This is a genomic window from Desulforhopalus singaporensis (genome assembly GCF_900104445.1).
Lineage (GTDB): Bacteria > Desulfobacterota > Desulfobulbia > Desulfobulbales > Desulfocapsaceae > Desulforhopalus_A > Desulforhopalus_A singaporensis.
Map to the genome: position 1 here is coordinate 83,740 of NZ_FNJI01000001.1, position 26,233 is coordinate 109,972.

Consider the following 26,233-nt stretch of genomic DNA (forward strand, 5'->3'; position numbering starts at 1 on the left):
GCTTGGCTGGGTAACATTTTTTATCGATGAAAATTTATGAAAAAGCAGGAGTATGACCATGAGGCGCTGCTCAGGCTTGCGGCAATGAAGATGCCTTTTGGCAGATATGCCGGATACCGCCTGGTCGATCTTCCCGAACCTTACGTCGTCTGGTTTGCGCAGCAGGGGTTTCCGGCAGGAAAGCTGGGACAGGCGCTGGCCGCCGTCTATGAAATAAAAGTCAACGGTCTCGAATACCTGTTTGCCCCGCTCAAATAAGGTACGCCCGCAGGGTAATCTTTTCAGGTGATCTCCTTGAGAAACAGGGCAACCGTCTTTATACCGCGGCGAAACTGCTCAAGGCTGAATTTTTCGTTGGGGGCGTGCAGGTTGTCGTCGGGCAGGCCAAATCCCATAAGGATGACCGGGATCTGCAGGATCTCGTTGAAAAGGGCGGCAACGGGAATAGAGCCGCCCTCCCTTGTTAACAGGGGGCCCTTGCCGTAGGTCTTTTCAAGAGCCCTGACGGCAGCCCTGAAATAGCTGTTTTCCGGATCGACAGCCAGGCCTCTTCCGATATGGAGAATTCTGGTCTCCGTCTCGTATCCTTGCGGGCTGTTGTCGCGTACGGCCTTGGTAAACCATTCTGCCACCTTGTCCGGATCAAGACCGGGAGGCACCCTGAGACTCACCTTTGCCAGCGCTTTTGCCGGGATGACGGTTTTCTCTCCTTCGCCGACGAAACCACCCCGTATGCCGTGGATTTCCAGGGTGGGGCGCAGACCTATGCATTCAAGGGGCGGCCGCTCAGTTTCCCCGACCAGCTGTGTAACCCCCATCGTCCGGCAGAGCTCTGCCCTGATGGCGCGACCATTCTGCTGCCAGTAATCAAGCTCTGCCCTTGTCGGCGCAGAAGAGTCGTCAAGGGCTTTTTGCAGTTCGGGAATCCTTATCACCCCGTCTTCCTGCTTGAGTTTGCCAAGCAGCAGGCACAGTCCATGGACCGGGTTCGGGGCAACGCCGCCGTAACTGCCGGAATGAAGGTCCGAACTGGCGCCGGACATGGCTATTTCACTGTATACGATCCCCCGAAGACTGGTGATTATCGACGGTTGGGTTGCGCTCATCATTGGGGTGTCGCAGATCAGCACTGCGTCCGCGCTGAACATTTCCGGATTGGCCGTCACATATTTCTCGATGGCATCACCGCTTGATTCCTCCTCGCCTTCGAGCACAACTTTGATATTGACCGGTACCGCCCCCGCTGTTCTGGTCCACGCTTCTATGGCAAAAAGAACAAGGAGAACCTGACCCTTGTCGTCGCTTGCGCCGCGGGCGTAGATTGCGCCGTCCCGGATATCGGGGGAAAACGGCGGGGTTATCCATTCCTCAAGAGGATCCACCGGCTGCACGTCATAGTGGCCGTATATGAGCAGGGTTGGCAGGTCCGGGTTGACCAGCTTTTGACCGAAGACCAGCGGATGCCCTTTGGTCTCTATAACGGTCGCGTCGTTAAGGCCGGCAGCTTCAAGCTGATCGAGTATCCAGAGCGCGGCCTCCGATACTTCTTTCCTGTTAGCCGGCAGGGTGCTTATCGATGGAATGGACAGCCACTGGGTGAGCCGCTTAACGAACAGCTCGAAGTTGTCGTCAATGTAGTCGTGTAATTTGTTGAAAATATTCATATATGTCGCGAAGTTTGTGGTGTTTGCATTTTTATTGCGGCTACTTGTCGTCGAGGCGATCGCCCTTGTCCTGCACACCTTCATGTCGGGATCTGGTGATGATACCCAGGTTTTGCCGGCAATGGAAGGCAATTTGTTCCCGGACACTTCTGTCTGTATTTTATCTGTATGAAAATATGGGGAAAAGATAGGTTGTGACCGTATTTGGGACAAATATGTCCTGAAGTATAGCCGTGCGTGTCTGTCCGGTAGCAGATGAATGTTCGTGTGATTGCAGCGGGTTATTGATGGAAACGTTATGTGGCATATTAATTGCTTGGTGAGGGTAAAACCCTTTCTTTTTCATTCTTTTGCCGGGATAACCGGTGAGGTGCCCGTAAAGAGCGAAAATAGGGATGGCTCAGTGCAGTTTTTTACTGCATATCACTCAACCGGCAGGAGGTATGATTTTGCGAAGAAACTTGTTGGCAGGGAAACGTTCAAACAGCGGGTTCAGTCTCAACTCGCTGACAGATGATGAATGTTATGAACTTCATCTCGCCACCCTGGAGGTGCTCGAAAAAACAGGGATGTTCGTTGAAGATGAAAAAGCGCTGGAGATATTTGGCGATAACGGTGCCGATATCGATCGCGGCAGGAAGATCGCCAAGCTGCCTCCCTATCTGATTGAAGATGCAATCGACACCGCGCCGCCGAAGATTTTTCTGGCCGGAAGAAACCCGAGAAACGACTTTGTCATGGAAAACAACCGGGTCGGTTTCACCAACTTCGGTGAAGGGGTCAATATTGTCGATCCGGAAACAGGCGAGCTGAGGAAGACCACCAAGCAGGATGTCGCCGATACGGCAAAGGTAGTCGATTATCTTGACGAAATAGACGTCTACCTGAGAGCGGTCGGGGCGCACGAGGTGCCCCAGGAAGTCGCTCCGCTGCACAACGCCGAAGCCTTTTTCCCCAACACCTCAAAGCACTGTTTCATCGGTCCCATCGACGGCTTTAACGTGAGAAAACTGGTTGAAATGGCAAAGGTGGTGGCCGGCGGGGCTGAAAATCTTAAAGAGCGTCCTCTGCTGTCGTTCAACACGTGTCCGGTGAGTCCGCTCAAGCTGGTGAAGGACGCCTGTGAAATTATCATGGAGGGTGCGAAAAACGGCATTGCCGTCAATGTACTCTCCATGGCAATGGCGGGGGGGTCGACCCCGGTACATATGGCTGGTACCCTGGTCGATCATAACGCCGAGGTGCTGACCGGCATCGCCCTGGGGCAGTTGACCAAAAAAGGCACGCCGATGGTTTACGGCAGCTCGACCACCGCAATGGACCTGCGGTTCGGCACCGCCTCGGTCGGGTCAGCCGAATGCGGAATGATCAATGCCGCCGTTGCCCGTCTCGGCAATTATTACGGGTTGCCGACCTGGGCGGCGGGCGGATAGGGCGACAGCAAGGTATGCGATGCCCAAAGTGGTCACGAGAAGACCATGACCGGCCTGTTGGCAGCGTTAGCAGGGACTAACCTGATTTATGGCCCGGGAATGATCGAAAGCGGAATGACCTTTGACTATGGGCAGATGGTAATGGACGCGGAATTTGTCCGGATGATCAAATTCGCAGTAGGTGGAATACCGATAAACGACGATACTCTTTCCGTTGATCTCATCAAGGAGGTGGGACAGTTTAAGGATTATCTCGCGCACGAAAACACCTTTAAAAATATGCGAATGTATCCGCAGCCAAAGCTTATGGACCGCAGGAGAAGGGGAAGCTGGGAAGCCGACGGCAGCAAGGATCTCTATACCAGGGCGATGGAATTTGCCAGGGATATACTGGCAAAGCATCAGCCGGAACCTCTCTCCGACCATGTTGCAGAGGAGCTTCGGGCAATCGTCAAGGGGGCTGAAGAAGAGCTGAAAATATCGTGAGGCCGGCGGTTGGATATGTCGTTATCAGTAATAAATAAATCAAAAACAGGGAGCTGAGTTCAATTAAAGACTCTTGGAAATCTCTGAACAAGGAGCAGGTTCGATGATTGTCGTAGGAGAATTGATAAATGCCAGCCGGAAAAAAATCGGTCAGGCGATCATGGACAAGGACGCCGAGTATATCAGGTCCGTTGCCAGGAGCCAGTATGAAGCCGGCGCCGATTATATCGACGTGAATGCGGGTATTTTCGTTGAGGAAGAAGCCGATTATATCAAATGGCTGGTGGAGGTGGTTCAGCAGGAAGTCGATGCTCCGTGCAGTATCGACAGCCCCAGTCCCGCCGCGATCGAAGCTGCCCTGACCATGCATCGGGGAACCCCGATGATCAACTCCATCTCGCTGGAAAAAGAGCGGTATGAAACGCTGATGCCGATAGTGGCGGGGACGGATTTCAAGGTTGTGGCCCTGTGCATGAGCGACGAAGGGATGCCCGAGACCGTTGACGATCGTCTGGAAATTGCCGACAAACTGGTCAACGGGCTGCTCAGGAACAACGTCGATATCGATAACATCTATGTCGACCCGCTGGTTCAGCCCATATCGACGAATAAGGACTTCGGAACCGGCTTTCTCAATTCGGTTGAACAAATTATCAAGCGATTTGAAGGCGTTCATACCATGTGCGGGCTGTCGAACATCTCTTTTGGCCTGCCGAACAGGCAATTCCTCAACCAGCTTTTTGCGGTGATGGCGATAAGCAAGGGGCTTGACGGATTGATCATCAATCCGCTTGACCGCCGGATGATGGCCAACATGATCGCGGCTGAAGCGCTCGCCGGAAGAGACCAGTACTGCGCCAATTATCTGCAGGGTTTCAGGCAAGGGCTTTTTGATATTTGACTGTGCTTGGCTGTTGGGTCGGAAAAACAGTGGCATGAGTGGAAAAGTTTGTGCAGGACGCGAGGTTTTTGTCCGGGCTTTTCCCCGATAACAGAAAAAGGAGACGTTACAAGATGATTGAACAGGGCGTTGTTGAATCTGCAGGCCAGTGTCTGATTAAGGGCAGCAAGGAAGAAGCTGTCTCGCTTGCCCGCCAGGTGATCGACGGGGGGGCAGACCCGGTAGAACTTATGAACCTGGCGTTTATCCCGGCTATCAACGAAGTTGGTGACCGGTTCGGCAGGGGCCAGCTGTTCCTGCCGGAACTTATCACCGCAGCGGACGCGATGAAGGCGGTAACCGACGTGGTAAACGAGGTCCTGAGTGCTACGACCACGGTCAGGTCAAACAAGGGGACCATCCTGATTGCCACGGTAAAAGGAGATGTTCATGATATCGGCAAGTGTATCGTCACCTCCCTGCTGCAGGCCAACGGTTTTAGGGTGCATGACATCGGCCGTGACATCGATACCGAAAAAATAGTTGAACAGGCGGTACAACACGACGTCGACATTATCGGCACCAGTGCGCTGCTGACAACCACCATGCCGCGCCAGAAAGAGCTCGAGGAACTATTGAAGGCCAAAGGGCTGAGGGAAAAATTCAAGACGATGGTCGGCGGAGCCCCGGTGACGCCGAGGTGGGCGCAGCGTATCGGAGCGGACGCTTATGCTGAAGACGCCCAGGACGGGGTCCGCAAAGCGGAGCAGCTGCTGGCAATCGCCGTGAGCTGAAAAAAACATACAGGAGTGGTCGCAAAAACAATTTCCGCGGATTTCAGCTGACGTTTTCAACACCATTTAAGCCAGCTCAAGGAATAAGCGGGTGAAATCCGAAACAGAAACTGAAGTGAGCTTACCAGAAGCTGACGAAGGAGATACACATGTCAAAGATTCTGACCAGATTTGGTGACGGCTACAAGGTCGAACTCACCGAAGACGAGGTGAAGGCTGACATCGAAGAGGGCTGTAACGATGCGGCGTCCCGGGCGGGAATTGAGCCCCTTGCCAGGGACGAGCAGGAACATATCTTCGAGATGTTCAAAAATCAGGACACCCTGGTCGGCATAGAAAGAGGCCGGGAGGTGGTAATGACCTACGACGGTATGTCGTCGAAGATCAGGCGGGCGCATATCGTCATAGACAGGGTGCAGTCCCTGCAGGTATTTGAGAGGGCTCTTGGCGCGGATACCCTTGAGTTGAGTCACATAGACTACAGCTTCAAGCCGTGCAAGCCGATAAACGGGTTTGAGCTGCCGGATCTTGACCTGCTTCTTAATTCCACTGTCGCGCCGGTCTATTACGGCGCCATGCCCAATCTCGGACTGTACAGCCAGCCTGACGGTCCGTGTCCCAATCCGGCGGACCTCCTGCCGCTTGGTAAAATAGATGAGGCCAGGCAAGCCTATGAAGAAGCGATAGAACACGCGGTAAGCGATATCGTTTTCGTGGCTTCGGCCATGTACGAGGCCGGGGTGGACGGCATCAATATAGATACCGTAGGGGCCGCGGGTGACGCAGACTTCCTGACGGCCCTGAAGGCGACCGAGATTTTGAAGGAAAAATACCCGGCAATGGGCATCGAGATGGGTATGGCGGGCGAATTTGTCCTTGGCATGCACGGGAATCTCAGCTGGCGCGGGGTAAAGCTTGCCGGCCTCTACCCCCAGGATCAGGTGAGACTTGCCCAACAGGCCGGTGCCACAATCTTCGGTCCGGCGATCAACATAGTAACCAGCGGTACCCTGCCATGGAACGTCGCCCGTTCGGTCACTTTCTGCAAGGCATGTTCCGAAGTGTCGGAGATTCCTGTGCACGCCAATCTCGGCATGGGTGTGTGCGGTATTCCCCTGACGCTGACCGTGCCGGTGGACGCCTTGTCCAGAGCCACCAAGGCGCATGTGGAGATCTGCCGGCTCGACGGGTTGTAGGTAGGCGTTGGTGATCCTTATGGGATGCATGCTGCACATGCACTTGTTGCGGGAATGGGCGGAGTACGCACAGCTGGAGATCTGGTAGCGCGTATGCAACTGAACCGCGGCATGAGAATTGACGCAGCCAAGAAATATGTGGCCGAGAGTCTGGGTGTAGCCGTTTCCGATCTCAACGACCCGATTGTTATGGGAGAAGTCCGTGACGATAAGAATATCTTCTGGATCTCCGAGGGACAGACTACCGTTGACGGAATTGCAGCGAAATACAATATTTCAAAATTACTCGATCTCGATATAAACTGTGTCAACCGTTTCCTGAAAAACACGGGCCTGGGTTGACAGGTCGCGGCCGGTAGACTGTCGAGTCGTGGCCGCTCGTTCTGCCCCCACCGCTCTTCTCCCTGTACCAGCAGTCTGTTACGGGGAGAAGAGTTTGCAATAAAAAACAGCTACAAAGGAATGTTTAGCCCATGAATACCTATAAACCGATCACGACCGACTGGGACTATCAGGCGACCCTGGCCCGTCGGCACCGGTATATGTCGCCGTCGCTTGGCACCTTTACCGCGTTTTCCAAGCCCGTTGTGCTCAAGCGCGCCCGGATGCAGTACGTATATGACGAGAACGACAGGAAGTATCTTGACTGTCTCGCGCAGAATCTCTGTATCAGCGTCGGCCACTGCCATCCCCTTGTCAACCGGGAGGCTAAAAAGCAGATCGATGAAATGGTGCACTGCACTACCATGTATTACCAGGCGGTGCCGGCCCATTTTGCCGAAGAACTCGTGGCGACGATGCCTGCGGGTGAAGACTGGGTTGTCCATTTTGTCAACAGCGGGGCGGAGGCAAACGATCTGGCACTACTTATGGCAAGGCTGTATACCCATAATTACGAAATACTCTCCCTGCGCAACAGCTTTCACGGGCTGCAGGGTCCGGCAATGACCATGACCGGAATCAAGACCTGCCGTCAGTCGATTCCGTCGGACGGCGGCGTTGTTCATGTCCATAATCCCGATCAGTACCGGGGGGTTTTCGGTGCTACCGTCGATCCCTATGTGAACGAGATAGATATTACCATCAACAGCTCCACACCCGGCCAGGTTGCGGGATTTATCGTTGAGCCGATACAGGGGTTCGGCGGCGTTATCCCGATGCCCGACACCTACCTTGCCAAGGCCTTTGCGCAGGTGAGGGCGGCTGGAGGGGTGTGCATCGTGGATGAAGTACAGACCGGGTTCGGCCGGATGGGGTCGCATATGTGGGGTTTTGAGTCCCATGGCGTCACCCCGGATATCGTGGTCATGGCCAAGGGCATCGGCAACGGCTACCCGCTTGCCGCAGTCGTCGCCAAAAGAGAGATAGCTGAAGCTATGGCGAAGAAAAAATTCTTCAACACCTACGGGTCCAATCCGGTGTCGTGTGCCGCAGGGCGCGCCGTACTGAGGGTAATCGCCGACGACGACCTTATGGGCAATGTCATCGAGGCGGGAGACCTCCTTGAATCAAGGATGATTGCATTGAAAGAGAAATACAGTTTTATCGGCGACTTTCGCGGTCGGGGATTGATGCGCGGCATCGAGTTCGTAAAAGACAGGACGACCAGAGAGTCGGCACCTGAAGAAGCGGCCATGGTTGCGGAACTGAATAAGGATAACGGGTTGATTGTCGGCCGCGGCGGCGTACACGGCAACATTATCCGTATAAATCCGCCGATCTGTGCAACCAAGGACGATATGCAGTTTGCAGCCGAGGTGATAGAGCACAGCTGCTCCAGGATATGACCAACACTTTCTACCGGGTGCATGAACCCTTGAACGACTGGTTCAAGGGTTCCATCGGAGCCGCGCCATAACGACGCCTGACGATAAATAGCAGGCTGCTTGCTGTTTGGCGCAACTGCCTGCACCACTCTTTGAAGTGGTAACCGGGGCCTGCGACCCTGATTCCGTGAACCACACCATTGATGAGACCAATTCAGGAGGATACAGATATGTCTGAAGTTGAAGATACACGCTACTTTTTTCCGGTGGATGATCCGGCCCTTGAAAGCGATGCGGTAAACCTGAAGTTTTATGTGAACGGACAGTGGCATAAATCGGCCAGCGACAAGTATATGCCCTGCTACAATCCGTCTACCGGTGAAGTGATCGCCTATGCCCCGCAATGCACGGCTGATGAGGTTGAGTCGGCAATTGTCGCGGCCCAAAAAGCTTTTCCCCAATGGGCCGATACACCGGTGAGCAAGAGGGTTCAGGTGCTGTTCAAGATGAAGTCACTGATCGAGCAGCATATGTCGGAGCTGATCCATCTGCTGGCCAGAGAGCAGGGGAAAAAATGGATGGAAGCCTATGGGGACCTGATCAAGGTTATTGAGGTGATCGAATTCGCCTGCGGTGCCCCGACGCTTATGTCCGGATCGTCGCTGATGAATGTCAGCTCCGGGTACGATACCGTTCAGTATCGCCACCCGGTCGGCGTTTTTGCCGGTATCGCCCCGTGGAATTTTCCGGCGATGATACCCCATGGCTGGATGGCTCCCATATGCATCGCCACAGGAAACTGCATGGTGCTAAAAGCCGCCAGTTTCGTGCCACAGTCGTCGATGCGGCTGATGGAGCTGTGGAGTGAGGCGGGATTGCCCCCGGGGGTGCTCAACGTGGTCACCGCCGGGCGAAACGAGGCGGAGATCCTGCTCAAGCACGAGGATATAGCCGGGGTAAGCTTTGTAGGCTCTACCAAGGTCGGGCTGCATATTTACGCTACTGCTTCTGGTTCGGGCAAACGGGTCCAGGCCCTGACCGAAGCCAAGAATCACGCCCTGGTTCTGAGCGACTGCAAGCTCGAGCGTGCGGCAAAGGGGATAATGAACGCCTTCTGCGGCTGCGCGGGAGAACGCTGCATGGCTCTGCCGGTGGTTGTTGTGGAAAATAAAATAGGGGACGAGCTGGTGGCGCTTTTGAAGAAATACAGCTCAGAAATAAAACTTGGCCCAGCCTATGACAAGGCGACCGACATGGGGCCGGTGGTCAACCGCGGCCATCAGGACTTTGTTGTCAGCTGGATTGAAAAAGGGATTAAAGAGGGGGCCGAGCTGGTGCTTGACGGCAGAAACCCCGAAGTTCCCCAAGGCTGTGAGAACGGTTTCTTCGTAGGTCCGACCATCTTCGACCATGTCACCGAGGAGATGTCGATCGGCCGTGAAGAGGTTTTCGGCCCTGTTCTGTGCATAAAAAGAGTTGAAAATTTTGATGAAGGGTTAGCCATAATGAACGGCAGCAGGTTCGCAAACGGTTCGGTTATCTATACCCAGAACGGTTATTATGCGCGTAAATTTGCCAAGGAAACCGACGGCGGCATGGTGGGTATCAATGTCGGTATTCCGGTTCCGCTTGGAATCTTCGGCTTCACCGGCCATAAGCAATCGTTCTTTGGCGACCTGCACTGCATGGGACGCGACGGCTTTGCTTTCTATACCGAAACGAAAAATGTCACCGCAACCTGGTTTGCCGAGGATGAGGTCGTCTCCAGTGAAGTAGACACCTGGGACGGAACTGTAACTTCTCTTCCAGAGGAAATCGACTAGTCTCGTCGATAACAGCCAATATGTCACCGGTTGTTTTAGCACTATATTGGCTGTTATCATAAAAAACAGTACTTCTTTACACCTCTTCTCTTGTGCTTTTTAAAACAAAGCCTGCCGTAACCCCGCCGGAACTGTTTTCCGGCAGGGGGCCTTCGATCCTGTTTTTTCTGGGTAACGATTGTAAAGTTATTTTGTTGGAGTTAAAGTTTTTATAATCGGTATGTAATGCGGCAGGTTTATCCTGCTGACCACCCCCACCACCGGGAAACACCGGGCATGTACAAAGGATGTGTCTGAGATGATGAGGAAAGTCGAGGAAAGTGAGATCGCTTTTTCGGAACTTGTTCGGGAAAATCAGGACCTTGCTGATCGGTTGAAGCAGCTGTCGTCGCTTCTGGACAACCTCCCCGGGATGGTTTTCCGCTGTTTGTACGACGCCGACTTGACCTTTGAGTATGCCAGTAAGGGATCCAGTACCCTGATCGGTTTTTCGCCGGAAGAGATAGTCTCCATCTATGCGTTTCGGAAGCTGGTCCATAAGGACGATCAGCATGAAAATATTAAAGTCATAGAAAGACTGACCCCTGAGAACAACCGGTACGATCTTGTCTACCGCATGCGTTCTGCCTGGGGAGAATATCGCTGGATCCATGAACAGGGAAAAGCGATTTTTTCAAAGGCCGGGGTGTTGAAAGTGATCGACGGTCTTTTGACCGACATAACCGAGCAGAAAGAAGAGGAGTTGAAGCTTCGTGCCGAAAACAGCCGGCTGCGTTTTTCCACGAAGGAAAGATACCGTCTCGGGGAGTTGATCGGCAAAAGTGATGCGATACAGGTTGCCTATGACAGAATTGTCAAGGCGGCCGGTACCCTGGTGCCGGTAATTATCCATGGAGAATCGGGAACCGGCAAAGAGCTTGCCGCCAGAACCATTCACCAACTCAGTGAAAGAAAGGATCACCCGTTTGTTGCGGTTAACTGCGGGGCCATCTCGGAAAATCTTCTGGAGAGCGAATTCTTCGGTCACGTACGCGGTGCCTTTTCCGGAGCCCATGCCGACAGGGAAGGGTATCTTATGGCCGCTGATAAAGGCACTCTTTTTCTTGACGAAATCGGCGAAATGTCAATACCCCTGCAGATTAAACTGTTAAGGGTTCTTGATGGGCAGGGGTTCATTCCCGTCGGCAGCAACAACAAGTTGAGCTCAAATTTCAGGCTAATTTCCGCAACCAACAGGGATCTTGCGCAAATGGTCAGGTCGGGCATGATGAGGGAGGATTTTTACTACCGCATCAATACGGTGCCGATACTCATGCCCCCGCTGAGGGAGCGTCTTGAGGACCTGCCGCTGCTGATAGATCACTTTATCAAGATCTTTGCCGAGGAGCTGGGCGAAGAGATCCAGCTCTCACCAAAATTCTACCATACGCTCGAAAGCCATAACTGGCCAGGCAATGTGCGTGAACTGTTCAACGTCTTGAGGCGATTCGTAACCCTTAAGGAAATCAGCTTCAATCCGTCGCTAAAGCCAGGCGAGTCAGATACGAGGCAGACTCCTGCTGCTCCCGTAAACCTGTTACCTACTTCCAGCCAGGCGAGTGAAGAAATAGCGCAGTTCGAAAGAAATATGATCCTCAATGCCCTCAATCAAAATAAGTGGCACATGGGACGCACTGCCAAGGATCTGGGGATCAGCCGACGGACGTTGCAGAGAAGGGTAAGCAGGTACAAGCTGAAGTAGACTGCGCCAACTATGTCTTTGTTTATGTCATTGAAATACCAATATATTTTTGCTGCGTGGCTGTAGATCGGCCACATTTGTCCTGTTTGTCCGGTAAAATGGTGTCCACTGCTTCCATTAGTGTCGTTTTTGTCTATCTTTTCAAGGATATATAGAATTTCTTGGAGATGGCATAACTGTTGCAACGTCTTGTCGCAACAAGGTGGCGACAGCCTCTCACGCGCGGTCGGCATGCTTGATTGGCGTTCTTAATCGGGGTCTCCAAGGCAGATAACCTTTGATTCTCAGCGCCAAAAGGTGGATCAGGAGCTAGAGAGCTTACCCCATACCGAAACCTGAGAATGAACAAGGAGGGAACATGAACAACAGTCAACAGTTGGAAGCGGTTGCCGCTCCCCCGGTAGAACCGGTAGTAAAGAACGGGTTGGAAAAGTATTTTGGAAAGATGGATCCGGTGATTTTCTGGACAACCGGGGCCATTATTGTTGCCGCCGTTATCTTTGGAATCATCGCACCGGCACAGTTTGACGGAATGCTCTCCAGATTCCAAAAATTCATAACCGGCTTCAGCTGGTATTTTATCCTGTCCGTAGCCATCTATCTCGGCGTCTGTGTCTATGTCGCCTTCAGCAAATATGGTGATCTGAAACTGGGAAAACCCGGTGAAAAACCGCAGTTCAGTTATTTTTCATGGATTGCCATGCTGTTCAGTTGCGGTGTCGGTGTGGGGTACGCTTTCTGGGCTGTGGGTGAGCCGATAATGCACTACATGAACACACCCTATCTCGCCGAGCCCCAGACGGCGGAGGCGATGCCAGTTGCCATCCAGATCGGCGTAATGCACTGGGGCCTTCATGCCTGGGCCATCTTTGCCCTGGTCGGGCTGGCAATAGCCTTTCCCGCTTACCGCATGGGAAAACCGATGAATGTCTCCATCTCGCTCTACGGGCTTTTCGGTGACAAGATAACAGGAAGCTTTTTTGGCAGATTCGTCGAATTCCTGGCGGCGTTTGCAACGGTCGCCGGGGTAAGCACCGCTCTGGGTCTTGGTATTATAAGTATCAACGCCGGCATCAAACACATTTTCGGCACCGGCCTTGACACCTTCGGCATGGTCGTCTTTATGATTTTTCTCATCGCCTGCTACATCCTTTCCGCTGTGTCGGGAATTGAGAAGGGAATCAAGAATTTAAGTAATATCAACGTATACGTAGCGTTTATCTGGGGTGGTTTCATCCTGCTGATGGGCCCGACCAATGATCTGCTGAACCTGATGGTGCAGACAACCGGCAGCTATATCAATAACTTTGTCTACGTCACGTTCTGGACCGATTTCCATGACAAGACGCCCTGGCTCGGCTGGTGGACCGTCTTCTACTGGATCTGGTGGATTTCCTGGGGGCCGTTCTGCGGCGGCTTCGTAGCGCGTATATCAAGAGGTCGAACTATTCGCGAGTTTATCCTCGGAGTCGCGCTGGTCCCGACCCTGGTTGCGCTCGTATGGTTCAGTGTTGTCGGCGGCGCGGCGCAGTATGCACAGATTAATGGCACCGCACCCATGGCCGAGGCGTTAAAGGCCGATATGGGATCCGGTATCTATGTTCTGCTGTCGAGTTTTCCCGGTGGCGATATAATGGGGTGGATTGTTTTTATCAATCTCCTTATTTTCCTTATCACTTCTGCCGACTCGGCATCTTTTTTCGTCGCCATGCAGATGGCCCGCGGAAGTATGGAACCCGGCACCATGATGAAACTCATCTGGGGCGGCTTGATCGGTTCACTCGCCTTGGTGCTCCTGATAACAGGCGGTTTACAGGCACTGCAGAAAGCAGCGATTATTGCCGGAGCACCGTTTTCAATAATTATTTTTATGATGATCTTTTCACTGTTGAAGATGCTTCGCCAGGCATACAACGAACAAGAATGATCAGCGGCAACAATTATCTGACAACAAGCGAGGTTCAGCATGCAGCAGACGGTCGTGTCCAAATCAAAACAGCAATATGGCAACGAAACATTATACAATCAAATCCAGGAAGATGCCCTGCTTCTCATAGAGTCTTACGGGGTTGCTGTTTCGCCGGTGGCTGCAGCTAAGCTTCTGGCCGCCATGCCCCGGGGAGAAGCAGCGCAGATCGTCTATACCGAAGAAACGGGCAGGTTCTACATCTCCAGGGAGACGGTGGAAAAATGTCTTGACCGGACAAGGCAGGGGATGGAGTTCTGGCCTGCGGGATTCGGTACCGGCGGGATGGCCGCCTACATAGTAGACAACGATACGCCGCGCTCTCCAGACAATCGTGATATGAAACGTCTGGCCGAATTGTTCGGCCGGACTGACATTCTGACCAATCTGCAGTCATCATTTAATATCTGCAGCCGGGTGAAGAAAAATGATATTGCCACCCGGGAGCGTACCGAAGTGACGGCAATCGATGATATGGTTGCGGCGGCGGACGGTAAGTTGATCATGCCTACCGTTTACTCAGATGCGGCCTATGACCGCCTGAGATATTTTTCAACCCAGGGACACAGGGTCGGGGTGGCGCTGAGCATCATATCCACATACATGAGTGTCAGTGAAGAGATGGTCGACCCCTTTTTAAAAGCGGCCGTCAGGGGACTGCCCTACATAATGAACTCCATGCCCATAGGCGGGCTGACCGGTCCTTACAGCATGAGCTCGCTTGCAACCCTTGCCCAGGCCGAGAGCGTTTTCGGCCTGGTGCTGGGCCAGCTTGTCAACCCGGGGATAAAGTGTATCAACGCGGCAATGCCGACGATAGCGGACATGACGAAAAAGGATATGCCAATGATGTTCGGCTCGGTTGCCAACGCCATGCTCAATATCCTGCTTGCCGAGCTCAACATGCACCTGGGCATTCCCACCTGCCAGAGCGCCTGCAGTCACCACAGGGATAGTCTTGACGACGAGGCCGTGAGAAGAAGTGGTGAAATATACAGTCTTGTCAACCAGTATGACTTCCATATCATGCGGCACCTGTTCGGCTTTTCTTCTCAGCTCAACGATTTCAATATCGACAATATGGAACAACAGATCGAGCTTTACCACCAGATTTCCAGGCAACCGCTGCCGGTCACTCTACCCCAGTCCCCCGAGTACGATGCTGAAGGTTTAAATGCAATTTTCGAAGGATTTGACCGGCAGGATTTCAGAGGTCTCGATCACACCCTGCAGAACATAGGGCACTCTTTCCGGGAATAGGCAAGGCCGTCAGTTAACCACAACGGTGCCGGAATTCACGGTAGCCTGCACGGTCGGTGCAGGCTATCTCTGCATAAACTTTGCCCTGGCCTTGCAGGCCAGGCGATCGTCCACCAGTATTTCCGCCCGCAGGTGAAAAAGCGGGGGCAGCGAACTGTCCACCCACGCTCTTATGCTCAGCAGGCTGTTGCATGCGACCGGCTGGTAGAAACGTATGGTCAGTTCTCCTGTCAGCGCCTCGATATTCTGCTTGAGCAGACATTGGGCCATCGCTGTATCGAGAAGGGCGGACAGCACACCTCCGTGAACAATCCCCTGGTATCCCTGCAGGTTTTCATCCGGTCTGAAGGTTGCCGCGGCAATGTTATTCGAATCGAGTTTAAAGTCGAGGCCGAAGGAGAGGGGGTTGTCGCAACCGCACATCAGGCAATATCGGTGAGATGAGACAGCGTGGCGGTCGGGTACGTGCTTGGTCATTTCTTTCTCTTGGTGATCAGGTGATGCTGCTATCATTTTTCAGGCGTAAACGACTTCTTTAATACCACTCCGGGAACAACACTTCAAGGGGCTGGGTCGTTATTGACGCACGAGTCTGTGGTTGGCAAACGGGGTTTGCGCACTGCTTCTGCAGGGGTTTATGTCGACGCCGCCTCGCCTGGTAAAGCGTCCGCTTATGGTCAACGAGTCGAGCAAAAGGTGTTCCATCAGGTGCACATAAATGGTTTCCACACAGTTTTCATGATAGCCCGTATGGGTCCTAAAGGAGACCAGGTAAGCCAGCAGCGAAGATTCGTCGATTTTGTTGCCGCTGTAGGTTATCTCCACCGTGGCCCAGTCGGGCTGGCCGGTAACGGGACAGTTGGTGCGTAAAATATTGGAGCAGAGAGTTTCATTTTCCGCCTTCTTGTCGCTGCATCTGAGAAGGGCGGGGTCGACCCTGTAGACATAATCTCCGGCTTCAAGATCGTCTATGCAGCGTCCGCGGGGGACGGTTGTCATCAGCGTCTTCCTGTCATTGCAATCGAAAATGCGCACCTGGACCTCTGTTCCGGCGGTTGATGAAAGATCCGCACCAATAATCTGTGCAACTTCTTGCTGATCCTTGAACCGGCTCATATTAAAGGAGTTGAGATACAGTTTGAGCGATTTTGATTCAATTATGCATTGACTGGTACACGGTATCCTCAGTTCCATGACCGCCGATATGGGTTTGCCCCGGTCATTGAGCCAGGAAAGCTCCCAGCAGTTCCAGATATCTTCACCGAAAAACGGCAGGGGACGGTTTCCCCCGAGTCCTAGAGTTTCGCGCCCCACTGTTCTGGGAACGGGAAAAAGCAGCTCGGGGTTGTAGGTAAAAGTATATTCGACCTGTTGGCCCAAAGGATTTGTTCTGTTGCTGTCTGGCTTCATAATTGTTGTCTGGGGTGGCGGGTAATGTTTTATACCTGTTACCTTGCATAAATCGTCGGATCTTTCCCTTCGTCGAAGCGCAGCGCGTATTTGCGCTCGTCGCAGGCGCCGCAGGTGCCGCAGTGGACCTCGCCTCCCTTGTAGCAGGTCCAGGTACTGGTGAAATCAACACCGAGGGTGTGTCCGAGATCGCCGATCTGCCGTTTGTCCAGCCGGGCAAAAGGAAACTCGATTGCGACCTTGCCGTCAGTGCCCATACGGACCGCCCTGGAAAAAGCGTCGTTGAATTCGGGCCTGCAGTCCGGATAGATGAAATGGTCGCCGCTGTGGGAAGCGAGTACGACCCTGGAGGCCCCGAGGGATTCCGCATAGCCCGCCGCAATGGAGAGCATTATTCCATTGCGAAAGGGAACAACGGTGCTTTGCATGGTTTCAGCGTCATATGCGCCATCGGGCACCTCTTCTCCCGATTGAAGAAGGGTGGAAGAGAACAGCCGGTTGATAAAAGGAAGCTCCACAACGGTATGGGGAACCTTCAACAGTTGGCAAAGCGCTGTTGCCATGGCCAGTTCGCAGTCGTTATGTTTGGCGCCGTAATCAAAACTTATCGCGGCGCACCGGTGAGCCTTGTTTATACAGTCGGCTAAAAGAACGGCGGAGTCCATGCCGCCGGAGAGGACTACCAGGGTATCACACATGGGTTATACTCCTTTTTTCTGATCAAAACAGAGAATATGCAGCCTGGCCGAAAGGCGGTAGCCTTTTTTGACGCAGTGCTCCCAGAGAAACTGCAGCAGTTCTGTCTGTTCCTTTCTTGTTTTTCCTTTCGGCATGAGCCATACCCGGTCCCGATCGATCCCGTGTTCGGCGATAAAGGCGTCGATGAAAAAGATACTTTCTCGGCAGGCAACAAATTTAAAAGCATCGGCGCGATACATTGATTCCCTGGCCAGATGCCATTTGCCTGACAGGTATTTGGGTGAACAGATCACTTCGCCGCGCACCTGTTGCGGAATGGCAACCTTACCCGACGTTTCATACTGCACCTCTATTTTCATCTCGGCAAGTTCGCGGTCAAGGCGGGAAAGTCCGTCGTCCCATTGCAGGAAGGGTTCTCCTCCGGTGATTACCACAAACCTATGGCTTTCCCTGACGACTTTTTGGATTATGTCCTCAATACTTGCAGGACTTCCTCCAAACCATGCGTCCTTGGTGTCGCACCAGGGACAAAAAGGTTCCAGGCAGCCGGAGAGCCTGATGAAAAAAGCCGGACGCCCGGTGTGGGGCCCCTCTCCCTGGAGGGAGCTGAACATTTCGTGACACAAAAGCATGAGGTATGGATCAGGCTGTGACTGTTGCCCAGGAGTCTGCCGTTTCGTAAAGACGTATCCTGAGCAAAGTCAGATCGTTGAATTCGGAAGCTTTTGACAGGGTCCTGAAAATATGCAGGGCCATGTTCTCGACCGTCACCACTTCGTTGCGGTATTCCTCGAGTTCGTTGAGGTATGCATGGTCGTACCGGGTTATGACCAGGTCCGTTACCAGCTTTTTAAGCTCGGTAAAATTGATGATCATCCCGGATTCGTCAACGGGCCCGGAAACGGTCACCTCAAGGGTGTAACTGTGGCCATGCAGTGCTGAGCACTTGCCGTATAGAAGCTGGTTTTCCTGGTCACTGAGCTCCGTCCGCTCAAGTTTATGGGCAGCGTCAAAACGAAATTGTCTGGTAATGGAAAGCATGACTACCTTGTTGTTTGTTGTACATCACCGGGCAGCCACGCATCGCATCAGGGATCTGTTCAAAATTGTGGAAAGCCACATGCCGGATAGCCGGCCGGTGAGGGAGAATTTGTAATGCGGGTTGCCTCTCGTCCGCATGGTGAAGTCACCGTAATAACGTAATTGAGACCGGACATATAGTCGATCACTTAGCTTGGCGCAATGTTTTTTGTAAAAAAGCGGCCGGTTGGTTTTTACGGCCGAATGCGTGGTATACATGCGCAGGTCAATGGACCGGGCGCCGTCTTCTGCAATGCGGCAAATGGATATCACCCACGGGCGGGTTGTTGCTGTTAGTAACTGCTTGTTTTTTGTAAAATAATTACATTTACTGAAAACTTACTCGAAGATTTTTCCACCAATAATCCAGGGGTTGCCGTCTGGCCGGGGTAATCTTTTGGAACAGCTTCACGTAATATCTCAAAAGCCGCTTGACATTATTTAGAAACAGCTGAGATAATTGTTCTCAACAAGTTCTGAAATACCGTTGTTGCTGTCTAAAACTGTTGACTGCAGCACTGGAGGATTGCCTGACGGGCATACAGGTACAACAAACGATCAACCAGAGGAAACTAGCCGTATGCTTTGTCGGAATTGACTTTTGTTGGTGGAATATCATGTAGTTTCAAGGTAGTTTCATAAAAATGGGAAATGTACAGTGAAGTCGGACAGACCTGTGTTGTTAATCGCTGAAAGCGATACTCTTACAAGGACATCCATGATCGCTTTCCTGAAAGCCGAAGGTTTCAGGGTGCTCAAGGCGCTGACCGGGCCGGAAGCGCTTGAGAGTATAGAAAAAGGGCGGCCGGACCTGGTGCTTGCAGATCTGAATATGCCTGAGATGAACGGGATGGAGTTGTTGAGAACAATCAGTGAACGGTTTGTCGCATTACCGGTGATTGTTGTTGCCGATACCGATTCCACGGGGTTGGCGCTGGAGGCTCTGGACGCGGGAGCCAAAGGTTACCTGGCTAAACCGATAGTGGATATGGGGCTTCTCAAACATTCGGTGGAACTGGTTCTCTCCCATACCCGTCTTGTGTCGGAAAATCAACTGTATCGCAAAAGGTTCGAGCGGTTGGTGGAGAAACGAACCGCAGATCTGTGGAAAAAAAATATCAAGTTGATGAAACAGCTTGACGAAAAGAGAAAAAAGTCGGCTTTCGGTGCCGCGTCGCGGTGTGCAGACGATATCGAGAACTCCGTCGGTGTTGTCGCCGACTGTCTCAATATTCTGGAACAATCCTATGATGCCGTGGCAAGATTTATGCTGCGGTGCTCAGACATGAAGCAGTCCGAGCCGGAAGGCGGCTCTACTTTTGAAATTTTCAGTGAGTTCAGGAAGCTGACTGAAGAGCTTTGCCGAAAGAGCGATGGGCAGAGAGTTCCCGATGCTTTTGATAAAAGCCGGAAGAGCCTGCTGAGGATATCTTCCATGGCCCGGTCCATAAAATAACTCTTTCTCAAGGGTGATGTTTGCCGTTTTGCCAAAAGGGAATTGATGTTCTTTCAATTTCTTGTCTTGAAGTTCTTACGCGGATTTTTTATTAAGAGGGGGGAACCGTATGGAAATTCAGGAATAACCGAGAGAGAGAGGTATATATGAGTCATTGGGAATGTGGAGTGTGCGGGTACGTTCACAAGGAGGAAAAGCCGCCTGAGGCGTGTCCGGTCTGTGAAGCACCGGAAAAGATGTTTACGGAAAAACCGGCTGAACCACAGCAGGTTGAACCACAACAGGCAAACGACAGCGGGACAACCGCAGTAACAACCAACAGGAGCGAACCGGCTGATCCGCCCAAGCAGGTCAAGACCTGGCGATGCACTGTCTCCGGGTATCTGCATACCGGTGTCGAACCACCGGAAAAATGCCCGATATGTGAGGCGACCGCCGACCAGTTCGAGGAAGTAACCGATACCGACAGTCATCTCCCTGTCGCTCAAACCGAAAAAGAGACCGCGGCACGCTGGAAATGTACCGTATGCGGATATATTCATGAAGGGGATGCGCCCCCGGCGAAATGTCCTGTATGCGCGGCGCCCGCATCCATGTTCGTTCCGATTGATGAGGAAGGCAACGATCTGGCCGAACCTCCGAAAGTGGCTGTTGAGCCGATTAGCCTGCCGATCGGCGGGAAAAAAAAGAAAAAGATTGGAACCAGGATCCTTGGCTGGCTGGCATCGCTCAGCCTGAAACTTCACCTGCACCCGATCAGTGCCCATTTTCCCAATGGAATCTTACCCGCGGTGGTCATCTTCTTGCTGATGGCCGTGTTTTTGGAGAATGCGGTTTTGGGGACTGTCGCTTACTGTAACCTGATCTTTACACTGATCATGCTTCCCCCTGTGCTGTTAACCGGATACCTTGAGTGGCAAAAGAGGTACAAGGGGATCAAGAGCGCGATCTTTATTACCAAGATCACCTGCGCTGTTATCGTTCTTTTCTGCGTTAATATCCTGGTGTTCTGGAGAGTGATCGACCCGCAGGTCCTGGCCCCGGAATCACCGTACCAGCTCGTCTATCTGGCAACATCCGGAGTCATGATCGCTGCTGCGGCCATTGCGGGGCATCTTGGCGGAAAGCTTGTTTTCGGTACAAGAAACAGTCAGTAACCCTGGATAACTGCTGGTTTTTCCAGCGGGCCGCATACAACCGCAACACCGATACAGCTTTACCCGCCCCGCCGGGTAAAGCTGTATCGGTGCGCCACTTCCACCAACCTTCGCTGTCGCCCCTTACGTGGTGGGGAGATAGGGGGTGATGTCTTTTTCATACTGGGTTTTCACTTTGAATCCCTTGGCGGTCAACGCGTCCACGGCTTTGGTTCCGTCGGCCGATCCGACCCGGATGAGCAGCTGGGTTATTCCCGGATAATCCTCCTCTGGCCAGCAAAAAAGACTGAGTATGTTCACTCCGGCATCCCTCAAGGTGGCCGACACTTGAGCCAGCTGTCCCAGGGAGTCGACCACAAACAGGCCGAGCCTTAACGAGTCGTCGCTGATGCCGATCGCTTTTAGCAGCACGCTCATTACGTCGGTACTGGTGATAATTCCCGCGAGCTTGTCGCCCTCCATGACCGGAAGGGAGCCTATCCGGTGCTGCTGCATGATAAACGCTGCGCGTTCTATGGTGGTACTGGTGGGCACCGTTACTACGGTCTTGATCATTACCATCGACGCTGTCACTTTTTGCAGCAGGTAGTTGAGTTCATGGGTTGACAGCGAGGTTGCCGGAGAAGCCCAATATTGTTTGATATCGCGATTGGCGACGATACCCACCAGCTTCTGGTTCCGGTCGACGACCAGCAGGTGGTCGATCTTCTTTTCTTCAAGAAGATTCCTGGCGTCCACCAGGCTGGTGTCCGGAGATATGGTGATCAGGTTGGTACGCATTATTCTACCGATATACATGACGATTATCCTCCATGAGAGATTGCCGGCGGCGCCTGGGCCGTTTATAAACCAACAACTCTATCCCGGGTAACGAGTCAGGCGTCCAGAGTACAGTTGCCGGGGAGTTGTCAGAGTGAAACAATTATCTGTATGTTATGGTAAAAATACATCATTTTCCAAAGGATAAAAGACCCTGGCGACAGTTGTCAGGTTGTTTTTACCGACAACTAATGCAAAATATATGGCACTATTCAGCCGGGTGAAAAAAAACTTGCCTGATAGGCGTTGTTCGGAGTAGTCTGCACTGTTATTCTCAGCGGTATGTTTCCTTCGTTTGCCTGCAGGATGAGCGGAGGGTATGGCTGGTAACACCCCAAAGTCAATTTTATTTTTTCAGGAGAAGATGTGGCTACAATAAATGATGATCTGCTCTGGATGTCCGGTAACGAGGCGATCGCTCTGGGAGCGTTCGAGGCCGGGGTAACGGTCGCCTCAGGGTATCCGGGGACACCCTCTACAGAGATAATGGAAAACCTCTCCACCTATGAAGGGGTATATACCGAATGGGCGCCGAATGAAAAAGTCGGGCTCGAGGTGGCGATCGGCGCAAGTTTTGCCGGCGGCCGCGCTCTTGCAACCATGAAACATGTGGGTGTCAATGTTGCTGCCGACCCGCTTTTTACTGCATCATATACCGGAGTGTGCGGTGGTCTGGTACTGGTAAGTGCCGATGATCCGGAAATGCACTCATCCCAGAACGAACAGGATAACAGGAACTACGCCTTTGCCGCCAAATTGCCGATGCTCGAACCTTCCGATCCCCGGGAGGCAAAAGAGATGGTCAAGCTGGCCTTCGAGTTGAGCGAAGACTTCGATACGCCGTTTATCCTGCGGATAACCACCAGGGTATCCCATGTGAAAGGTGTTGTCGGCAAGGGCGAAAAACGCGATTCCCATGCCCAGTGCAACATCAACAAGATTCCCGGCAAGCTGGTCATGCTGCCAGCGGTGGCCAGGAAAAGAAGAGCGGTCGTCGAAGATCGGATGGCAAAACTGCGTGAGTTTGCCGAAACGTTTCCCTTGAATCGCATCGAGGAAGGGGACACCAGCAGAGGGATCATTACCTCGGGGGTATCGTATCTTTATGTTAAGGAGGCTTTCCCCGATGCGGCAGTACTCAAGCTCGGCATGAGCTGGCCTCTGCCGGAAAACAAGATACGTGAGTTTGCCGAAACGGTTGACGAGCTCATTGTGGTGGAAGAGCTCGATCCGTTTCTGGAGACCCATATAAAGGCGATGGGGATAAAATGCAAAGGCAAGGAGCTGATCCCCAACCAGGGGGAACTGAACACTTCCATTGTCAGGCGGGCGCTTGATCCCGGTTATGAGCAGGATCTTTTCGCCCCAGTGGAACTGCCCAACAGGCCGCCGAATATGTGTGCCGGTTGTCCCCACAGGGGAATATTTTTCAACCTGTCCCGGATGAAAGTCTTTGTTTCCGGAGATATCGGTTGTTATACCCTGGGCTTTCTGCCGCCTCTTTCGGCCATGGATTCATGTGTCTGCATGGGGGCTTCCGTCTCCATCGCCCACGGCATGGCCAAGGCGCTTGGTGAGGGCGGTCATGACAAGGTGGTTTCCGTTATCGGCGACTCCACCTTCATCCACTCCGGCATAACCGGGCTGATTAACTCGGTGTACAACAAATCCGCCGCAACTCTTATTATTCTCGACAACCGGATCACGGCGATGACTGGCCAACAGCAGAACCCGGCCAGCGGCTATTCCATCAAGGGGGAGGTTGCCCCGGAGCTTGATCTGGAGCAGTTATGCCGGGCGGTTGGGGTGAAACATGTCTACAAGGTAAATCCGCACGATATCGTCGAAACCAGGAAAGTGCTCAAGGAGGCCGTGGCTCTCGACGAGCAGGCGGTTGTTATCTCCGAAGCTCCCTGCGTGCTGTTGCCGGAGATGAAAGAGCGGCAGCCGGTGTCCTATTTTACCAACCAGGAAAACTGTGTCGGCTGTATGTCCTGCATTCGCCTCGGATGTCCGGCTATCAGCTGGACTCCATTTGCCGAAGGCGAAGCCGAACAGCGCGGTTATCGTAAGAAGCAGCAGGGGTTGTCAAAAATTGATGAAATCATCTGCAACGACTGCGGACAGTGCGCATCGCTGTGCAAATTCAATGCTATCACCCGTGGGGAGGAAAAATAATGGAAGAAACAGGGAACATCCTCTTTTCGGGGGTTGGCGGGCAAGGCATACTCCTGGCCAGTGAGGTAACGGTATACGCGCTCCTTGAAGCGGGGTATGACGCGAAAAAAAGCGAAGTGCACGGAATGGCGCAGCGGGGTGGCTCGGTTACCGCCCAGCTGAGGTACGGCAAGAAAGTGTACTCGCCGCTTATCGAACCGGGTGGTGCGGATATACAGATGGCTTTTGAGATGATGGAGGCTGTTCGTTACCTGCCCTACCTTCACAAGGGCAGCAGGGTAATCGTCAACACACAGAAGATTCTCCCGCCATCCGTGGCAACGGGGCAGGCGGAGTATCCGGAAAACGTGCTGGATCAATTGACCGAGCGCAACATAGAGGTCGTTGTCGTCGACGCATTTGATCTGGCCCAGGGTGTTGGTGAGGTGCGTACCGCCAATGTTGTTATGGTCGGTGCCCTCTCTACTTTTTTGCCGATCGACCCCGGCGTGTTTGAAAATGTGATTCAGACCAGGGTTCCGGCAAGGTTTAGGGAAGTTAACCTGCGCGCTTTTGATGCGGGCAGAAAAGCCAGCGAATAACAAGGGGGGGGACGAAATGTCATTGACGTATTGGGAAGAAGAAATAGAAACTCTGCCCAGGGTTGGTCTTGAATCGATACAGCTCAGGCGGTTGCAGCACCTTGTCGCCAGGGTTTACCGGACGGTGAAACCGTATCGCGTTAAAATGGAAGAGGCGGGGGTAAAGCCAGAGGATATTAAGACGCTCAGCGATTTATCCCGGCTTCCCTTTACGGTTAAAAATGACCTCAGAGACAACTATCCGTTCGGGCTGTTTACCGTGCCCCTCGACGAGGTTGTACGGGTACACGCCTCTTCTGGAACAACGGGCAAACCGACGGTTGTCGGGTATACCCAGAAGGATATCGAGACCTGGTCCAACGTGATGGCAAGAGCGCTGTGCTGCGCCGGCGCTACCAAGGGGGACATGGTCCATAACGCCTACGGGTATGGACTTTTCACCGGCGGGCTCGGAGCCCATTACGGCATCGAACGTCTGGGGGCTACGGTAATCCCTGTGTCCGGAGGAAATTCCAAGCGGCAGATCAATATCATGAGGGATTTTGGTTCGACGGTGCTGCTGTCTACTCCTTCCTACGCGTTGAACCTGGCCGATGCCATGGACTCGATGCATGTGGATCCCAAGTCTTTGTCTCTGCGTGTCGGTATTTTCGGGGCGGAACCGTGGAGCGAGAACATGCGTGAAGAGGTTGAACGCAAACTCAACCTGAAGGCAACCGATATCTACGGCCTGTCGGAAGTGATGGGGCCCGGAGTCGCCCAGGAGTGTCTGCACAGCGACAGGGGAATGCATATTTTTGAAGATCATTTTCTTCCCGAAATCATTGATCCCGACACCGGGGAAGTGCTGCCGCCGGGGGAAAAGGGTGAGCTCGTCTTCACCACTCTCACCAAGGAAGCTTTCCCGATTATCAGGTACCGCACCAAGGATATATCCAGACTCTATTACGAGACGTGTGCCTGCGGTCGCACCCTGGTAAGGATGGAGAAGGTGACCGGCAGAACCGACGACATGCTCATCATTCGCGGAGTCAACGTCTTTCCGTCACAAGTAGAACATGTACTGATGGGTGTTGAAGGGGTTGAGCCCCATTACCAGATAGTGGTGGAACGCGAGGGCAACCTCGATACCATGGAGGTACAGGTTGAGGTGAGTGAAGGGCTGTTCTCCGATGAAATCCGGGTTCTTGAAAAGCTCTCGAGACATATCCAGAAAGAGATCAAGGATCTTCTGGGGGTGACCTGTAAAGTGAAGCTGGTGGAGCCCAAGAGCATCCAGCGGAGCGAAGGCAAGGCGCAGAGGGTTATCGATAACCGTAAAATCTGAAAAGTGAGGAAATCATGCTGGTAGAACAAATTGCGGTTTTTTTAGAGAATAAATCGGGAAGACTTGCTGAAATCACGACCGTCCTCGCCGACGCGGGTGTCAATATCCGGGCTCTGTCGGTCGCCGATACGGCCGATTTCGGAATCCTGAGACTAATAGTCGACAAGGTGGAAAAGGCCAAGGAGGTTCTTCGCGACAAAGGTTTTACCGTGGGTAAAACCCATGTTATCGCCGTTGAGGTGGAAGACAGGACCGGCGGACTCGCCAAGGTTCTGTCCTGTCTCAAGGAGGCAAATATCAACGTGGAGTATATGTACGCCTTTGTAAACAGAACCGGCGAAAATGCAGTGTTGATCTTTCGCTTTGAGAAAATGGAAGAAGCTATCAAGACTTTGAAAAAAGGCGGTTTTACCATTATCTCAAGGGAGCAGATTTGTGCTCTTTAGCAGGGGGTAATTCGTCTTACGAGTCCTGCAGGTTCGTGTAGCGTTTAGGTTAATTCAAAAAAATGTTGGAT

Annotated in this window: 21 protein-coding genes and 2 pseudogenes; 16 read left to right on the forward strand and 7 right to left on the reverse strand. The window is 52.8% G+C overall.

The window, feature by feature from the left end; translation table 11 throughout:
- Window positions 1–36 precede the first annotated feature (36 nt).
- Window positions 37–258, forward strand: coding sequence for a DUF3820 family protein (locus BLQ17_RS00345; RefSeq protein ID WP_092218631.1), 222 nt, complete (start codon window positions 37–39; stop codon window positions 256–258).
- Window positions 259–281: 23 nt separating this feature from the next.
- Here the strand turns inward: BLQ17_RS00345 and BLQ17_RS00350 are convergent, their stop codons facing one another.
- Window positions 282–1,811: a dipeptidase gene (locus BLQ17_RS00350; protein WP_218121685.1), complete on the reverse strand. Its 1,530-nt coding sequence runs from the start codon at window positions 1,809–1,811 to the stop codon at window positions 282–284.
- Between the two features lie 296 nt (window positions 1,812–2,107).
- On the opposite strand from BLQ17_RS00350, the pseudogene mttB reads away from it, so the two are divergent.
- The 9 genes and pseudogenes from mttB (at window position 2,108) to BLQ17_RS00405 (ending at window position 15,009) form a co-directional block, all read left to right on the forward strand.
- Window positions 2,108–3,583, forward strand: a pseudogene (gene mttB / locus BLQ17_RS00355) ([trimethylamine--corrinoid protein] Co-methyltransferase).
- Between the two features lie 103 nt (window positions 3,584–3,686).
- Entirely contained in the window at window positions 3,687–4,484 is a 798-nt protein-coding gene (locus tag BLQ17_RS00365) for a methyltetrahydrofolate cobalamin methyltransferase (protein ID WP_092218640.1), read from the forward strand.
- Window positions 4,485–4,597: 113 nt separating this feature from the next.
- Complete coding sequence (locus tag BLQ17_RS00370; RefSeq protein ID WP_092218918.1) at window positions 4,598–5,257, forward strand: cobalamin B12-binding domain-containing protein; 660 nt, start codon at window positions 4,598–4,600, stop codon at window positions 5,255–5,257.
- Between the two features lie 149 nt (window positions 5,258–5,406).
- A pseudogene (mtbB, locus tag BLQ17_RS00375) lies at window positions 5,407–6,795 on the forward strand ([dimethylamine--corrinoid protein] Co-methyltransferase).
- Window positions 6,796–6,926: 131 nt separating this feature from the next.
- Window positions 6,927–8,240, forward strand: coding sequence for an aspartate aminotransferase family protein (locus tag BLQ17_RS00385; protein WP_092218646.1), 1,314 nt, complete (start codon window positions 6,927–6,929; stop codon window positions 8,238–8,240).
- Between the two features lie 209 nt (window positions 8,241–8,449).
- Complete coding sequence (locus BLQ17_RS00390) at window positions 8,450–10,042, forward strand: CoA-acylating methylmalonate-semialdehyde dehydrogenase (RefSeq protein ID WP_092218647.1); 1,593 nt, start codon at window positions 8,450–8,452, stop codon at window positions 10,040–10,042.
- A gap of 298 nt (window positions 10,043–10,340) precedes the next feature.
- Window positions 10,341–11,783, forward strand: coding sequence for a sigma-54 interaction domain-containing protein (locus BLQ17_RS00395; protein WP_092218649.1), 1,443 nt, complete (start codon window positions 10,341–10,343; stop codon window positions 11,781–11,783).
- Between the two features lie 358 nt (window positions 11,784–12,141).
- Window positions 12,142–13,710, forward strand: coding sequence for a BCCT family transporter (locus tag BLQ17_RS00400; protein WP_092218650.1), 1,569 nt, complete (start codon window positions 12,142–12,144; stop codon window positions 13,708–13,710).
- 54 nt (window positions 13,711–13,764) lie between these two features.
- On the forward strand, window positions 13,765–15,009 hold the full coding sequence (locus tag BLQ17_RS00405) for a trimethylamine methyltransferase family protein (RefSeq protein WP_176761016.1): 1,245 nt from the start codon (window positions 13,765–13,767) through the stop codon (window positions 15,007–15,009).
- A gap of 63 nt (window positions 15,010–15,072) precedes the next feature.
- Here BLQ17_RS00405 and BLQ17_RS00410 read toward each other — a convergent pair whose 3' ends face one another.
- The 5 genes from BLQ17_RS00410 to BLQ17_RS00430 all read right to left on the reverse strand — a co-directional run bounded on the left by BLQ17_RS00410 (window position 15,073) and on the right by BLQ17_RS00430 (window position 18,159).
- Entirely contained in the window at window positions 15,073–15,486 is a 414-nt protein-coding gene (locus BLQ17_RS00410; protein ID WP_176761017.1) for a PaaI family thioesterase, read from the reverse strand.
- Between the two features lie 99 nt (window positions 15,487–15,585).
- A complete protein-coding gene (gene queF, locus BLQ17_RS00415) occupies window positions 15,586–16,419 on the reverse strand; it encodes an NADPH-dependent 7-cyano-7-deazaguanine reductase QueF (RefSeq protein WP_092218654.1) in 834 nt (277 codons plus the stop codon).
- 38 nt (window positions 16,420–16,457) lie between these two features.
- Window positions 16,458–17,117, reverse strand: coding sequence for a 7-cyano-7-deazaguanine synthase QueC (gene queC / locus BLQ17_RS00420; RefSeq protein ID WP_092218656.1), 660 nt, complete (start codon window positions 17,115–17,117; stop codon window positions 16,458–16,460).
- A 3-nt stretch (window positions 17,118–17,120) separates the two neighbouring features.
- Window positions 17,121–17,732, reverse strand: a complete 612-nt coding sequence (locus BLQ17_RS00425) for a 7-carboxy-7-deazaguanine synthase QueE (RefSeq protein ID WP_092218920.1) — start codon at window positions 17,730–17,732, stop codon at window positions 17,121–17,123.
- Between the two features lie 28 nt (window positions 17,733–17,760).
- Window positions 17,761–18,159, reverse strand: coding sequence for a 6-pyruvoyl trahydropterin synthase family protein (locus BLQ17_RS00430; protein ID WP_092218657.1), 399 nt, complete (start codon window positions 18,157–18,159; stop codon window positions 17,761–17,763).
- A 697-nt stretch (window positions 18,160–18,856) separates the two neighbouring features.
- Between BLQ17_RS00430 and BLQ17_RS00435 the strand changes: the two genes are divergently transcribed.
- A complete protein-coding gene (locus tag BLQ17_RS00435; protein ID WP_143005401.1) occupies window positions 18,857–19,654 on the forward strand; it encodes a response regulator in 798 nt (265 codons plus the stop codon).
- 146 nt (window positions 19,655–19,800) lie between these two features.
- Window positions 19,801–20,811 carry a rubredoxin-like domain-containing protein gene (locus BLQ17_RS00440; protein WP_092218660.1) on the forward strand — a complete coding sequence of 337 codons (1,011 nt, stop codon included), beginning with the start codon at window positions 19,801–19,803 and terminating at the stop codon, window positions 20,809–20,811.
- 123 nt (window positions 20,812–20,934) lie between these two features.
- On the opposite strand, the gene BLQ17_RS00445 is transcribed toward BLQ17_RS00440, so the two are convergent.
- Window positions 20,935–21,609 carry a CBS and ACT domain-containing protein gene (locus BLQ17_RS00445; RefSeq protein ID WP_092218662.1) on the reverse strand — a complete coding sequence of 225 codons (675 nt, stop codon included), beginning with the start codon at window positions 21,607–21,609 and terminating at the stop codon, window positions 20,935–20,937.
- Between the two features lie 417 nt (window positions 21,610–22,026).
- On the opposite strand from BLQ17_RS00445, the gene iorA reads away from it, so the two are divergent.
- Genes iorA through BLQ17_RS00465 form a run of 4 tightly spaced genes read left to right on the forward strand, consistent with a single transcriptional unit; the run spans window position 22,027 to window position 26,162 of the window.
- Window positions 22,027–23,808: an indolepyruvate ferredoxin oxidoreductase subunit alpha gene (iorA, locus tag BLQ17_RS00450; RefSeq protein ID WP_092218922.1), complete on the forward strand. Its 1,782-nt coding sequence runs from the start codon at window positions 22,027–22,029 to the stop codon at window positions 23,806–23,808.
- Complete coding sequence (locus BLQ17_RS00455; RefSeq protein WP_092218664.1) at window positions 23,808–24,389, forward strand: indolepyruvate oxidoreductase subunit beta; 582 nt, start codon at window positions 23,808–23,810, stop codon at window positions 24,387–24,389. The genes iorA and BLQ17_RS00455 overlap by 1 nt, the downstream gene beginning before the upstream one ends.
- Window positions 24,390–24,405: 16 nt before the next feature.
- Window positions 24,406–25,716 carry a phenylacetate--CoA ligase family protein gene (locus BLQ17_RS00460; protein WP_092218666.1) on the forward strand — a complete coding sequence of 437 codons (1,311 nt, stop codon included), beginning with the start codon at window positions 24,406–24,408 and terminating at the stop codon, window positions 25,714–25,716.
- Between the two features lie 14 nt (window positions 25,717–25,730).
- Window positions 25,731–26,162, forward strand: coding sequence for an ACT domain-containing protein (locus tag BLQ17_RS00465; protein ID WP_092218668.1), 432 nt, complete (start codon window positions 25,731–25,733; stop codon window positions 26,160–26,162).
- Window positions 26,163–26,233 lie beyond the last annotated feature (71 nt).